The organism is Mesorhizobium monacense, assembly GCF_056781675.1.
In genome coordinates this window covers 6,494,663-6,507,682 of record NZ_CM165567.1, presented here as the reverse complement: position 1 = coordinate 6,507,682, position 13,020 = coordinate 6,494,663, and the positions used below count along the sequence as shown (strand labels likewise).

The window sequence follows — 13,020 nt, the reverse complement described above, 5'->3', positions numbered from 1 at the left end:
TCTGCATCTCTCGACGCCCCTTTTCGGAAAACTCCGGGCGCATGTCAACGCGCCGTTCTGTCCAATTCCAATCGATTTAGAAAGGCCCCGCGGGCGATCTGTCACCGTTTGTCGGATTTTTCGCAGAAACCGTGGCCAAACAACGGCATTGCGCCTGCGCCCTCTTCGTGGAATGACGATACCACCCTCCCCGGAAGCCAGCGACCAGACCATTTTCAGACAATGACCCGATCCACAGTTTTCGCGCCGTTCGATATCGTCGAAGGCGATCGCAGGCGAGGCATCGTGCTTCTTGGCGATCACGCCCGCCGCGAACTGCCGGAAGAGTATGGCAGCCTCGGCCTGCCGGCTAAGGAGTTCGACCGCCACATCGCCTACGATATCGGCGTCGAGACGGTGACGCGCGAGCTGGCGGCAATGCTCGGCGTGCCGGCGGTACTGGCCAGTTTTTCGCGGCTCCTGATCGACCCCAATCGCGGCGAGGACGACCCGACGCTGGTCCGCCAGCTCTATGACGGCACCATCGTGCCGGGAAATTACCCCATGGCGGCGGAAGAGCGGGAGAGACGGCTCGACAGTTTTTACCGGCCCTATCACGATGCCGTCGGCGCCATGATCGCTTCGGTGGCGCAGGCGTCGGCGAAGGCGCCCTTCATCTTCTCCGTGCACTCCTTCACGCCGGCCATGCAAGGCATGGAGCGCCCATGGCATGTCGGCATCCTGTGGGACCGGGACGACCGGGTGGCGCGGCCGCTGATCGACATGCTGGCGGCCGACAGGAGCCTCGTGGTCGGCGACAACGAACCCTATGACGGCGCGCTTCGCGGCGACACCATGTTCCGGCACGCCATCGTCAACGGCTTTGCCCATGCGCTGATCGAGATCCGCCAGGACCTGGTCGCCGACGGCAAGGGCGCAATGCAATGGGCCGAACGGCTGGCCCCGATCGTTGACGCGATCGACCGCCGTCCCGATATACATCAGGTGAAAATGTTCGGCTCGCGTACCGGGCCGCTGTGACGGAGAGCCGACAATGACCGAACTCAGCGACGAGCAGCGACGCGATTTCGAAGCCGCCGCCTTCCGCCGGCTGGTGGCGCATCTGCGCGAACGCGGCGACGTGCAGAACATCGACCTGATGAACCTCGCCGGCTTCTGCCGCAACTGCCTATCCAACTGGTACCGCGAAGCCGCCGAGACCGAGGGCGTTGCCCTGTCGAAGGACCAGTCGCGGGAGATTATCTATGGCATGCCCTATGCCGAATGGCAGGCGCTCAACCAGACCGAGGCCTCCGACGCCAAGAAGGCGGAATTCGAGGCGAGACGTCCAAGGGACCACTAGAGCGTTTCATTTCTTGAGAGAATCGTAGGATTCCCAAAGCAGCTGGTTTGTGATTCAAGATGCTGGCTGGACGGAGGCCAGCGTCTGATGACACGAGCCCTTTCGAACGATCTTCGTGAGCGTGTTGTTGAAGCCGTCGGCACCGGCGAGAGCTGCCGTGTGGTGGCGTCGCGTTTTGGCGTCGCAGTGTCCTCGGTGGTGAAGTGGTCGCAGCGTTACCGTGCCACCGGCTCGGTTGCGCCGGGCAAGATGGGTGGACACCGCAAGCGTATTCTGGAGCCGCATCGGGCCTTCATCGTGGAGCGGATCAACCAGACCTCTGATCTGACGCTGCATCGGCTGAAGGATGAGTTGGCCGCACGCGGGGTGATGGTCTCGCACAACGCGGTCTGGGTGTTCTTGAGGCGCGAGGGCCTGAGCTTCAAAAAAAACGCTGTTCGCTCTTGAGCAGGCCCGAGCCGACATCGCTCGTCGCCGCCAGCGCTGGAGGTCGTGGCAGGGTCGCCTCGATCCGGCGCGTCTGGTCTTCATCGACGAGACGTGGATCAAGACCAACATGGCCCCACTTCGCGGCTGGGGGCCAAGGGGACAGCGCCTGCGCGGCTTTGCCCCACATGGCCATTGGCGAACCCTGACCTTCCTGGGCGCATTGCGCTGCGACGAACTCACCGCGCCATGCGTCTTCGACGGCCCGATCAACGGTGAATGCTTCCGCGCTTATGTCCGTCAGCAACTGCTCCCGACCCTGCGGCCAGGCGACATCGTGATCATGGACAATCTGGGCAGCCATAAATCTGCAGCCATCCGTCACGCCATCAAGGCCGCCGGCGCAAGGCTCTGGTTCCTGCCGCCCTATTCACCCGATCTCAACCCGATCGAGCAGACCTTCGCCAAGATCAAACATTGGATGCGCCACGCCCAGAAGCGAACTATCGAAGACACCTGGCGCCATCTCGGCACCCTCGTCGGAACAATCAAGCCAGACGAATGCGCAAACTACTTCAACAACGCTGGATACGCTTCCGTCAAAACATGAAGGAGTCTAGATCTAAGGTCAAACCCAATCACGCTCGGCGGCCGGGTTCGGAGCCGCACTACCCGGCTCGGCCCAGCGCTATGGCCGAGCCCGTGAACGGCAGCACCAGATCAAAGCCTGTCGGTGGCGGCATGATCGGCGTGGCCGCGGAGGTGCCGAACTGGGTCACGCCCTCGCCAAGATGGTATGCGAGATCGTGGCGCCCACCGCCGAATTCGAACGCATTGCTGGCGACCAGGCGCGCCGAGAACACGTTGGTGCCGATCAGCGACTCCATCGTCGTACTGGCGGAAACGGCGACTGTCGTGCCCACCACCAGGCTGGTGCGGCGGAAGGTGGCGATGCATTCGCCTTGCCCGAACGAAGTCGGGTCGTCGAAGGTGCCCGCCGGCCGGCGTTGCAGGTAAAGCGAAAACTCGCCCACCGGATCAAGCCCCAGCGACAGCGCACCATTGTCGACCCCCTCGGCCTTGAACGGCCTGGCGGCGAAGGTGAAGTGCGCGGTCGTCTCGGCGCGCTTGCCGTCGAACAGCGGCACGTCGAGGAACGGCAGATGCAAGAAATATCCGTAGTCGGCCAGCTCGCCGCTCTTGGCGCGGTAGAAGCGGCCGGTGGCGTACCAGGCGAGTTCGGCGGGAAGCAGAGCGGTCATGCGGGGGTCCTGTGGCGTCTGGCAAGGGATACAGCGACTGTGCAGCGTTCCGGCACGCACGGAAAGGGCCAAACGGGTCATTTCGAGCCGATCGGCTTCCGCATCCCATGCGCCGGTCCGGATCGCCGAGATGGTTCGCCGACACCAGGCGACATAAGGCGCATGACGGCGCCTCATGTCCCGTTTGGCCCAAACACTTTCGGCCGGCAGCGCTTGACTGGGAATTGAATCGATCTAATTTGCCGCGCAAAGCCATTTTGTACCGGATTCTAGTCTATGGACGCGCAAAGCCTCATGCAGGCTGCCATTCGCGGGCGGTGGGCCGTGGCCGGCATCTTCCTCGCCAACGGCTTCCTGACCGGCAGCTGGGCGCCGCAGATTCCGGTGTTCCTCACCCGCCTCGACATCTCGAAGTTCACGCTCGGCCTGCTGATCCTGCTGTTTGGCGCCGGCGCGGTGACTGCCATGACCTGGTGCGGCCATCTCATCTCCAGGCACGGTTCGCGCAGCGTGCTGCGCTGGTTCGGCCTGTGCGGCAGTCTCGGCCTGCTGGTCGTGGCGCTGGCCCCAAACGTTCCGCTGGCGGCCATCGCCATGTTCATCTTCGGCGGTTCGATCGGCGGCATGGACGTCGCCATGAACGCCAATGCGGTGGCGGTGGAAAGAAGGCTTTCCCGCGCGATCATGTCATCGTCGCACGGTTTCTGGAGCCTCGGCGGTTTCGCCGGCGGCGCGCTCGGCGGCTTCGCCATACAAAACTACGGCCATCTTCCCCACGCGACAGTGGTGACGGTGCTGGCCTTCGCTATGGTCGCTGTGGCCGTCGGCTACCTCATCGTCGAGGACAAGCCGCAGGTGGCCGAGCACCAGAAGTTCTCGTTGCCCGCAAATCCGCTGGTCTATCTGGTCGGGCTGATGGCGCTGCTGACCATGATCTCCGAGGGCGCAGTGCTCGACTGGGCGGCGCTCTACCTGCAACAGGAGCTCGGCGCCGACCTTGCCATAGCCGGCCTCGCCTACGCCGCCTTTTCCTGCGTCATGGCCGTCATGCGCTTCCTTGGCGACGGCGTGCGCAATCGCTTCGGCGCGGTGGCGACGCTGCGCGGCTCGGCGCTTGTCGCCGCCGCCGGCATGCTGGTCGCCGGCCTGTCGCCCTCGCCCTGGCTCGCCATCGCCGCCTTTGCCTTTTGCGGCTTCGGCATCGCCAACATGGTGCCGATCATCTTCTCGGCCGGCGGCAACCAGGAAGGCATGTCGTCCGGCACCGGCATGAGCGTCGTCACCACGATGGGTTACTCAGGCATTCTGGTGGCGCCGTCGGCGATCGGCTTCGTTGCCGAGCACTCGAGCTTTGGTCCGATCTTCGTCGCGCTGTCAGGACTGCTCGTCATTGTGCTCTTGATGGCGGGACTTGCTCACCGCGCCGAATTCGCGCCCGAGCCGGCGCCGGCCGAATAGCGCTTCAGTTCCTCGTAGAGGAAATCCGCGACGCGGCGGATGCGCACGCTGCTGCGGACATCGCGGTGCATGGCCAACCACACCGGCAGCACCGGCAGTGTCAGCTCCGGCAGTACCGTCTCCACCAACGGATCGCGGTCGATCAGCGGCCCCTGGCCGAAGCCAATGCCGTTTCCCGCCCGCACGGCCTCCCACAGCACGATCTGGTTGTCGGTCCTGAGGCGAAAGGCATTGCGCGTCAACGAGATGCCGAACTGGGTAAAACCGCGAATGATCTCGTCGCTGCGGTCGAAGCCGATCAGGTCATGCCAGACAAGATCGCCGGGCTCGAGCGGCCGGCCCCGCCGCTCGAGATAGGATGATGCCGCGCAGAGGCAGAGCGGAATATCGGTGACCTTGCGCGCCACCAGCTCGTTCTGCGCCGGCTTCACCATGCGGATGGCAATGTCGGCATCGCGGCGCAACAGGTTCTCGACCTGGTTCGAGGCGACGATCTCGACTTCGATGCCGGGCTCCTCGATACCGAGCCGCGCCGTCATCTCCGGCAGCACACAGGCCGCCACCACTTCGCTGGCGGCGATGCGCACGGTGCCCTCGATCGCCTCGACCGATCCCAGCGCCAGCAGCGAAAAGGCGCTCGCCTGCTCGCTCACCGCCCGGCCGCGCTCGTAGAGCGTGCTGCCGGCCTCGGTCAGTGCGTAGCCGCGTCGCCCGCGCCGGAACAGCGTCACCCCGAGTGCCTGCTCCAGTTCCGCGATGTGGCGGCCAAGCGTCGGCTGACTCGCCGCCAGCTTTCGCGCGGCAGCGGACAGGCTGCCGGTTTCCGCCACGGTGACGAAACTCTTGATCAGGTTCCAGTCGATGTCTGTCATTCAACATTGAATATCAGATCGCCAATCTCAGTCAATTTCTATTCGTTTGCAAAGGCTCCACATTGGAGGCCTCAACGCAAACACGGAGACGAGAAATGACCAAGATCGCAATCCTCGGCGCCAATGGCCGGCTCGGCCGCTTGGTCGCCAAGGCCTTCATCGACGCCGGCTACGACGTCCGCACCGTCACCCGCAGCGGCAAGGTTCCGGCGGAGCTTAAAGGCGCCACGGCCATCGCCGGCGATGCCCTCGACCGCGAGGCGCTGATCCGCGCCACGCAAGGCGTCGACATCATCTTCAATGGCCTCAACCCGATCTACACCGACTGGGGCAAGTGCCTGCCGATGGCCGAAAACGTCATGGCCGCCTGCCGGGCGAATGGCGCCCTGCACCTTGCTCCGGGCAATGTCTACAATTTCGGTTCGCCCATCCCGGCGGTGATCACGGAAGACACACCGTTCCACCCGACGACCGAAAAGGGCCGCATCCGCATCGCCATGGAGGAGCTTTTTCGCCGTGAGGCGGACGCCGGACGTGTCCGCACCATCCTGCTCAGGGGTGGTGATTTCTTTGGCGGCACCGGCAGCGGCTCCTGGTTCGACCTGATCGTCGCCGCCAAGATGAACAAGGGCGTCTATACCGCGCCCGGGCCGGTCGATCTCGTGCATGAATGGGCCTATTTGCCGGATATGGCCAAGGCCTTCGTCGGCCTGGCGGAGAACCTCGACAAGCTCGGGTCTTACGAGGCGCTGAACTTTCCGGGACATGCCGTCACCGATCTGGAGATCAAGGCGGCTGCCGAGAAAGCACTCGGACGCACGCTCAAGCTGACGACGATGCCCTGGTGGGTGTTGCGCGCGGGCAGCCCGTTCGTGGCGATGTGGCGCGAGATCGTCTCGATGTCCTATCTACGTTTCGAGCCGCATCGGCTGGCCTCGGCAAGGCTGGAAGGCATCATCGGGCCGATCCCGCATACGCCGCTGGAGACGGCCGTTGCGGATGCCCTCAACGACATTGGCATTGCCACGATTGCCGCAGCGGACAGTCAGAAGGCTGCCTGATCTACAGTACGAACAACGCAGCGGGCGCCCCATGGGCCTCCGCTGCTTGCTCTGCTCGAGTCTCGGCTCAGATCCTGCCCATCAAGAGCAGGATCAGCAGCACCACCAGAAGAACGCCGACGATACCCGACGGGCCATAGCCCCAGGCCCGCGAATGCGGCCATGCCGGCACCGCGCCGATCAGAATGAGGATCAGAATGATGATGAGAAGGGTGCTGATCGTCATGAATAGTCTCCCGCCTTGAATGCCGATATGATGGGACAATGCAAAAGGCCGCCCGGTTGTTCCCAGACGGCCTTTTTGTTCGGCTAGTCAAATGCAGCTATTCGGCGGCCTTCGGAAAGGCAATCGCTGGCTCGGCACCAAGGTCCGGCGCCGGCGCGTCCGACGAAATCTCGCCCTTGCCGCGCCGGAACAGACGGCTGAACCAGCCGCGCCGCGCCCCGGGTTTGACCTTGGCGCGGGTGAACACCATCAGCATCGACGGCGTCACCACCAGCGTCAGGATGGTGGCGAAGGACAGGCCGAAGACGATCGCCGACGACAGCGAAATCCACCATTGCGTCGACGGCGCGTTGATCGTCGTCTCGTGATGGAAGATTTCGAGGCCAAGACCGAACGCGATCGGCAGCACGCCGAGGATCGCCGACACCGCCGTCAGCACCACCGGGCGGGCGCGTTCGCGGCAGGTCTGCAGCACCGCCTCGACCTTGTCCCAGCCCTCTTCGCGCAACCGGTCATAGGTATCGATCAGCACGATGTTGTTGTTCACCACCACGCCGGCCAGCGCGATGACGCCAATGCCCGACATGACGATGCCGAAGGCTTCTCCCGTCAAGAGCAGCCCGAGGAACACGCCGATCGTCGCCATGACCACGCAGGACAGCACCAGCCAGACGCTGGTGAACTTGTTGAACTGCGCCAGCAGCACGAGGAAGATCAGGAAGATCGCCGCACCGAAGGCCTTGCTGAGGAAGGCGCTGGCCTCCGCGCTATCCTCGTTCGAACCGGCAAGCTTCCAGCGTATGCCGCTGCCGAGATCCATGTCGGACACGGCCTTGGTGACCTCTTGCTGGACGGCCGCGACCTGGGCGCCGGCGGCGACGTTGGCCTGGACGACCACCGTGCGCGCGCCGTCGATGCGGTTGAGCACGCCGACCGTCGGCTCCGGCTTGCGGACGACGAAATTCGAGATCGGCACCGCCCCTTGCGAGGTCTGCACCCTGAGCTCATCGAGTGTCGACAGCGTGCGCCGGTCTTCCGGCAGGCGCAGCCGGATGTCGACGGCGTCATCGGCGCCCGCGGGCCGGTATTCCGAGAGCTTCAGCCCGTTGGTTACCAGCTGCACCACGGTGCCGACCGAGGTCGGGCTGATGCCGTACTGCGCCGCCTTGGCGCGGTCGACCTCGAGCGCCCAGTCGACGCCGGGCGGCGGCAGACCATCGGAAATGTCGATGACGCTGGGCACCTTGGCGATGCGCGCGGCCACGGCGCGCGCCTTGTCATCGAGACCGGCCGGATCGGCGGCCGAAAGCCTGATCTGGATCGGCTTGCCGGTCGGCGGGCCGGCTTCAGGGACGCGCACCTCGACATCGACGCCGGGGATGCCGGCCATGACGCCGCGCAAATCGTTCAGAATGTCGTTCGCCGATTTGCGCTCGCGCCAGTCGACGAACTCGTACTGGATCACGCCGACCACATCCTCCGGGATGTCCTGGCCACCGCCTTGCGTCTTGCCGACGCGGGTGTAGACCGACTTCACGCCCGGCCAGCCGAGCAGCCGGTTCTCCGCCTCCTTGGTCGCGGCATCCATTTCGGCGAGCGAAAGATTGCCGCGCGCGTGCACGTAAAGCAGGCCGTAATCGGGCTCGACATTGGGGAAGAACTCGACGCCGGCGCCGAACTTCGAATAGGCGAAGCCGACACCGAACAACAGGGCGACAGTCAGCACGAGCACGGTGATGGGGAAGCGCACCGCCTGCTTGACCACGGCCATGTACCAGCCGTCGCGGTTGTCGTCCTCGTGATGTTTCGGCGCCTTGGCGAAGATCGCGCCGAGTGTTGGTGCGAAGACCAGCGCATAGAGCATCGAGGCCGACAGCGTGACGATCAGCGTGATCGGCATGTATTTCATGAAATCGCCGATGATGCCTGGCCAGAACAGCAGCGGCGAGAAGGCGGCAATGCGCGTCATCGTCGCCGCGATGACCGGACCGGCCATGCGCCTTGCGGCAAGCGCGAACGCCTCTTCCTTCGGCATGCCTTCGCTCATCCGCCGTTCGGCGAATTCGGTGACGATGATGGCGTCGTCGACCAGCATGCCGACCGCCAGGATGAGGCTGAACAGCACGATCATGTTGATCGTGTAGCCCATCATGGCGAGCAGCAGGATGCCGATCAGGAAGGACGATGGAATGGCCAATCCGATCAGCAGCGAGGCGCGGCCGGACAGCGCGTAGAGAATGACGATGAACACGAGGATGACGGCGATCATGACGTGGTTCTGCAGGTCGCCGAGCAGCTGGTTGACGAAGACCGATTTGTCCTGCGTGTAGGTGACGTGCATGCCTTCCGGCATCGACTTGATGAAGGAGTCCGACACCGCCCGGACATTGGTGAGCGTGTCGATGAGGTTGGCGCCGATGCGCTTCTTCACCTCGATGGCGATCGCCGGCTTGCCGTCGAGCCGGGTCACCGTCTCGGCATCCTTGAAGGTGGAGCGGATGGTGGCGATGTCCTTGGCCTGGACGACCGCATCGGCCGTGGCGACCACCGGCAGATTGGCGACGTCTTCCGGCGTCTCGATCAGCGACGGCACCTTGACGGCATATTTGCCTTCCGAGCCTTCGATGTTGCCGGCGGCAACCAGGCTGTTGGAGGCGATGACGCCTTGCATCATCTGGTCGAGCTGCAGCCCATAGGAGGACAGTTTCATTGGATCGATGACCACTTCGACCAGATCGTCGCGCGCGCCCTGCAGCGAGCCTTCGAGCACGCCCGGCACTTCCTCGATGCGGTCGCGCAATTCGCGCGCCGCTGCCGTCAGCACGCGCTCCGGCACTTCGCCCGACAGCGTCACCACCAGCACCGGGAATTCGGAAACGTTGACCTCGGTGACCGTCGGCTCCTCGGCCGCCTGCGGCAGGTCGGCCTTGCCGTCCTGCACCTTGCTGCGCGTATCCTGCAGCGCCGTCGCCAGGTTCGTCTGCGGCTGGAACTCGACCAGCACGTAGCCGCCGCCCTGGAAGGCGGCCGAGCGCATCTCCTTGAGCCCCTTCAGGCTCTTCAGCTTGCTCTCCATCGGCCGCAGCAGCAGGCGCTCCGAGTCCTCCGGCGAGATGCCCTGATAGATCAGGCTGACATACATCATCGGAATCGGAACGTCGGGCTCCGCTTCCTTCGGCGTCGACTGATAGGCGACCCAGCCGGCGAGCAGGAGGAAGACCAGGACCGAAATGGTCAGGCGGGCGTTGTGGATTGCGAGTCTTACGATATCCATGACTTAGGCCTGCTGTTGCTTTCGGGAGCTGCGCGGCAGCGTGTCGTCACCGGGGTGGAGCACCGGCGGTCACACTATTGCGTGCCGGCTGTCGCCTCGCCGATCAACTTGTTGATTGTCGCCTGGTCAGCCTCGACCGGTTTGACCAAATCGCCTTCCTTCACCAGTTCCTGGCCGGCGACGATGATGCGCGCATCATCGGGAATGCCGCCGAGAACCAGGCCGTTTGGCGTGTCGTCGACCAGGTCGATCGGGAAGAACGCGACCTTGCTGTCCTTACCGACGGCGCGGATCCCGAGATCGCCCTTGTCGCCGAGCGTTACCACCGAGCGCGGCAGCATGATCGCGTCGGTCGGCTGCGCGCTGAGCGCGATCTCCGCCGTCATGCCGGCTGGGATGCTGCCGTCCGCATTGGGGATCGCCACCTCGACGCGGAAGGTACGGGTCTGCGATGAGGCATCGCGACTGATGTAGCGCACCGTTCCGGTGACCTTCTGGTCATTGACCAGGCGCACATTGGCCTCGTCGCCGATCTTGATGTAGCGCAGGTCGCGCTCGCTGACCTCGCCTCGGGCGATGACCGGATCGAGCTTGAGAATGGTCGCCACCTCGCCGCCCTGCATGACCGAGCTGCCAAGCTCCACCGGCACCCGGTCGATGACGCCGTCGAACGGCGCCTTGACCTCGTTGCGGTCGAGTTCGGCCTGCGCCGTTTCCAGCAAGGACTGCGCCGCCGTCAGGTTCGAGCGTGCCGTGTCGAGCAGCAGCTTGGGCAGGTTGCCGGTCTTCATCAGCCGCAGCGCCGCATCCAGTTCGGCCTGACGCTGCACCAGAAGCTGCTTGGCATTGTCGACGTTGGAGATCTTCTCTTCGGCGGCGAGCATCAGCACCAGATCGCCGGTCTTGACGCGCTGTCCCTGCTTGACCGGCAATTTGTCGATGACGCCGGCGACGCGTGTCGCCAGCACCGCGCGCTTGTCGGCCTCGGTCAATCCGGAAATGCGGATCGCGCGGGCATAGGTTTTGCGCGGCGGCGTCACCACCGCGACGGTGCGCGGCGCGGCCTTGGGCTGCTCGGCCTCGGCGGCCTTCGGCTTGTCGGTGCCCGCCGCCTTGGGCTGATCGGCTTCGCCGGCCTTGGGCTTGTTGTCAGGGGCAGCGCTGCCGACGGACGAGAACGCGCCTGTTCCCATCCAGGCTGCGAATCCGATAAGCACGACAATTGCTGCAAGCTTATGAAACCTGATTTTCGGCATGTCGTTTTTTCCACTGCGGGGTCGGGCCAGGCCGCGTCTTCGAAACACGGGCGCGTCGCCGATATGGGTGCGCGCAAGGCCATGTTCAATTTGCCGTGAACGGCGAAGCGCGCTTCTACCTCAAAGTTGCATCGCAAAACAGTCTGAAAGTTTGATGGATCATTGCGCCACCGGACAGTGTATGCCCGCCATTCTCCAGCTCCTTGGCCGCCTGGCCGCCCGCCTTCACTGGGTCGGGACGTTCTGTGGCAGCAGGTGTCAGGATGATGCGAAACCTCTCATGCATTCGAGGAAACAGAGGACAAATCTATCAGGTGATGAGCCTCAGCAGGCGGAAAAGCCGCTCGAACGTGTTGCCGTAGGGTGGGCGCAGAAGGGCGCCCGCGCTCAGCTTGGACTGGAGGAAAATCGGCTTTTCCTTGCTGAAGGTCCGAAAACCCCATTCGCCATGATAGGCACCCATGCCGCTGGCGCCGACGCCGCCGAATGGCTGGCGTTCCTGCACCAGGTGCAGCATGCAGTCGTTGACCGTCACGCCGCCGGCAATGGTTTCCTGCATCACCCGTTGGCGATTGCCGCTGTCGCGGCCGAACCAGTAGAGCGCCAGCGGACGTTCCGCCCGGTTCACGTGCTCGATCGCGTCATCGACCTTGGCGTATTCGATGATCGGCAGCACCGGCCCGAAAATCTCTTCGCGCATCAGCCGCAGATCCTCGCCCGCGTTCCTGACCAGCGTAGGCAGCATCTTGCGATCGGTGACGCCGAGTTTTTCGCCTGCCGGATTGACCTCCATGACATCGGCACCACTCTCACGCGCCTCGGCGACCATGTCGCTGAGGCGCCGATGGTGCCGCTCGCTGACGATTGCCGTATAGTCGGGATTGTCGCGCAGGCTCGGATAGAGCCGCGCCATCGCGGCCGCAAACTTCGTGGCAATCATCTCCGACTGCCCCTGCGGAACCAGCAGATAGTCCGGAGCGATGCAGGTCTGGCCTGCGTTCAAAAGCTTGCTGTAGGCGACGCTGGACACGGCTGCGTCGAGGTCGCATGACGCATCGAAGATAGCTGGCGACTTGCCACCAAGTTCGAGCGTCACTGGCGTAAGGTTCGCTGCCGCGGCCATCGCCACCTGGCGGCCGATCGCGGTCGAGCCAGTGAACAGCAAATGATCGAAGGGCACTGACACAAAGGCTTTTCCGACCTCGGCGTCGCCGACAACGACACTCATCTCGTCAGGCGCAAAATGCTCGCCGACCAGACGTTCGAGCAGGGCGGAAAATTTCGGTGTCAGTTCGGAGGGCTTGATCAGAACGCGGTTGCCGGCCGCCAGCGCAGCAGTGGCCGGCGCGATGGCAAGCTGGAAAGGATAGTTCCAGGGCGACACGATCCCAACCACACCGACCGGCTGGGGCAGAAGACGGTTGCGCCCCGGCAGGAACGGCAGGCTGGTGGCGACGCGGCGCTCCCGCATCCATACCCGCAAATGCGCAACCGCATGCCTTATCCCCGCGCCGACGACGAACAACTCGGCAAGGCGTGTCTCGTGGGCCGACCGCGCGCTGAAATCGGCGTCGATGGCGGAGCATATCTCAGCCTCATGCTGCTCGGTGAGCGCCAGCAGACGCTTGAGACGATCCTTGCGGACATCAAGACTTGGGAAAGGCTCTTTCTCGAATGCACCACGCTGCAATGTGAACTGTGCGCCGAGGGCATCCTGTCTGGTCTGCAGCATCGCAACCTCCCGTTTACGTGCAGGTAAGGCTACATCGCACCAGAGGTCGAATCCAGCACTTCCCCAGTTCCCTTGGGGAAGCACCGCGCCGACGGACATCTCGATGTCTGT

Annotated in this window: 11 protein-coding genes; 5 read left to right on the top strand and 6 right to left on the bottom strand. The window is 64.0% G+C overall.

Going from position 1 to position 13,020, the window contains the following annotated elements:
- The first annotated feature begins 222 nt into the window (after window positions 1-222).
- From AC1RUK_RS31145 to AC1RUK_RS31135, 3 genes are all read left to right on the top strand, one after another.
- Window positions 223-1,020, top strand: a complete 798-nt coding sequence (locus tag AC1RUK_RS31145) for an N-formylglutamate amidohydrolase (protein ID WP_481837555.1) — start codon at window positions 223-225, stop codon at window positions 1,018-1,020.
- 13 nt (window positions 1,021-1,033) lie between these two features.
- Entirely contained in the window at window positions 1,034-1,342 is a 309-nt protein-coding gene (locus AC1RUK_RS31140; RefSeq protein WP_481837556.1) for a DUF1244 domain-containing protein, read from the top strand.
- Window positions 1,343-1,429: 87 nt separating this feature from the next.
- Window positions 1,430-2,378 (top strand): IS630 family transposase gene (locus AC1RUK_RS31135; protein WP_436173611.1). Its coding sequence is split into 2 segments (ribosomal slippage): window positions 1,430-1,765 and window positions 1,767-2,378, totalling 948 coding nucleotides; the frame shifts between segments, so codons are not numbered across the junction.
- Window positions 2,379-2,436: 58 nt separating this feature from the next.
- Here AC1RUK_RS31135 and AC1RUK_RS31130 read toward each other — a convergent pair.
- Window positions 2,437-3,030 (bottom strand): hypothetical protein, encoded by a 594-nt coding sequence (locus AC1RUK_RS31130; protein WP_481837557.1) that lies wholly within the window; start codon window positions 3,028-3,030, stop codon window positions 2,437-2,439.
- Window positions 3,031-3,306: 276 nt separating this feature from the next.
- Here AC1RUK_RS31130 and AC1RUK_RS31125 point away from each other — a divergent pair, with 276 nt between their 5' ends.
- A complete protein-coding gene (locus AC1RUK_RS31125) occupies window positions 3,307-4,488 on the top strand; it encodes an MFS transporter (protein ID WP_481837558.1) in 1,182 nt (393 codons plus the stop codon).
- On the opposite strand, the gene AC1RUK_RS31120 is transcribed toward AC1RUK_RS31125, so the two are convergent.
- Window positions 4,446-5,360, bottom strand: coding sequence for a LysR family transcriptional regulator (locus AC1RUK_RS31120; protein WP_481837559.1), 915 nt, complete (start codon window positions 5,358-5,360; stop codon window positions 4,446-4,448). The two genes, AC1RUK_RS31125 and AC1RUK_RS31120, sit on opposite strands and share 43 nt — an antisense overlap.
- A 95-nt stretch (window positions 5,361-5,455) precedes the next feature.
- Here AC1RUK_RS31120 and AC1RUK_RS31115 point away from each other — a divergent pair, with 95 nt between their 5' ends.
- Window positions 5,456-6,421: an SDR family oxidoreductase gene (locus AC1RUK_RS31115; protein WP_481837560.1), complete on the top strand. Its 966-nt coding sequence runs from the start codon at window positions 5,456-5,458 to the stop codon at window positions 6,419-6,421.
- 67 nt (window positions 6,422-6,488) lie between these two features.
- Here AC1RUK_RS31115 and AC1RUK_RS31110 read toward each other — a convergent pair whose 3' ends face one another.
- The 4 genes from AC1RUK_RS31110 to AC1RUK_RS31095 form a co-directional block, all read right to left on the bottom strand.
- A complete protein-coding gene (locus AC1RUK_RS31110) occupies window positions 6,489-6,647 on the bottom strand; it encodes a DUF3309 family protein (RefSeq protein ID WP_006203743.1) in 159 nt (52 codons plus the stop codon).
- A 97-nt stretch (window positions 6,648-6,744) separates the two neighbouring features.
- The gene (locus AC1RUK_RS31105; RefSeq protein ID WP_481837561.1) at window positions 6,745-9,921 is read right to left on the bottom strand and encodes an efflux RND transporter permease subunit; all 3,177 of its coding nucleotides are present in this window, start codon (window positions 9,919-9,921) and stop codon (window positions 6,745-6,747) included.
- A 74-nt stretch (window positions 9,922-9,995) separates the two neighbouring features.
- Window positions 9,996-11,177: an efflux RND transporter periplasmic adaptor subunit gene (locus AC1RUK_RS31100; protein WP_481837562.1), complete on the bottom strand. Its 1,182-nt coding sequence runs from the start codon at window positions 11,175-11,177 to the stop codon at window positions 9,996-9,998.
- 310 nt (window positions 11,178-11,487) lie between these two features.
- The gene (locus AC1RUK_RS31095) at window positions 11,488-12,909 is read right to left on the bottom strand and encodes a coniferyl aldehyde dehydrogenase (protein WP_481837563.1); all 1,422 of its coding nucleotides are present in this window, start codon (window positions 12,907-12,909) and stop codon (window positions 11,488-11,490) included.
- Window positions 12,910-13,020: the final 111 nt, after the last annotated feature.

Coding starts and splice junctions, on each gene's coding strand:
- AC1RUK_RS31095 (WP_481837563.1), bottom strand. CDS start 12,909: ATGCTGCAGACCAGACAGGATGCCCTCGGCGCACAGTTCACATTGCAG.
- AC1RUK_RS31110 (WP_006203743.1), bottom strand. CDS start 6,647: ATGACGATCAGCACCCTTCTCATCATCATTCTGATCCTCATTCTGATC.
- AC1RUK_RS31100 (WP_481837562.1), bottom strand. CDS start 11,177: ATGCCGAAAATCAGGTTTCATAAGCTTGCAGCAATTGTCGTGCTTATC.
- AC1RUK_RS31120 (WP_481837559.1), bottom strand. CDS start 5,360: ATGACAGACATCGACTGGAACCTGATCAAGAGTTTCGTCACCGTGGCG.
- AC1RUK_RS31140 (WP_481837556.1), top strand. CDS start 1,034: ATGACCGAACTCAGCGACGAGCAGCGACGCGATTTCGAAGCCGCCGCC.
- AC1RUK_RS31130 (WP_481837557.1), bottom strand. CDS start 3,030: ATGACCGCTCTGCTTCCCGCCGAACTCGCCTGGTACGCCACCGGCCGC.
- AC1RUK_RS31125 (WP_481837558.1), top strand. CDS start 3,307: ATGGACGCGCAAAGCCTCATGCAGGCTGCCATTCGCGGGCGGTGGGCC.
- AC1RUK_RS31105 (WP_481837561.1), bottom strand. CDS start 9,921: ATGGATATCGTAAGACTCGCAATCCACAACGCCCGCCTGACCATTTCG.
- AC1RUK_RS31115 (WP_481837560.1), top strand. CDS start 5,456: ATGACCAAGATCGCAATCCTCGGCGCCAATGGCCGGCTCGGCCGCTTG.
- AC1RUK_RS31145 (WP_481837555.1), top strand. CDS start 223: ATGACCCGATCCACAGTTTTCGCGCCGTTCGATATCGTCGAAGGCGAT.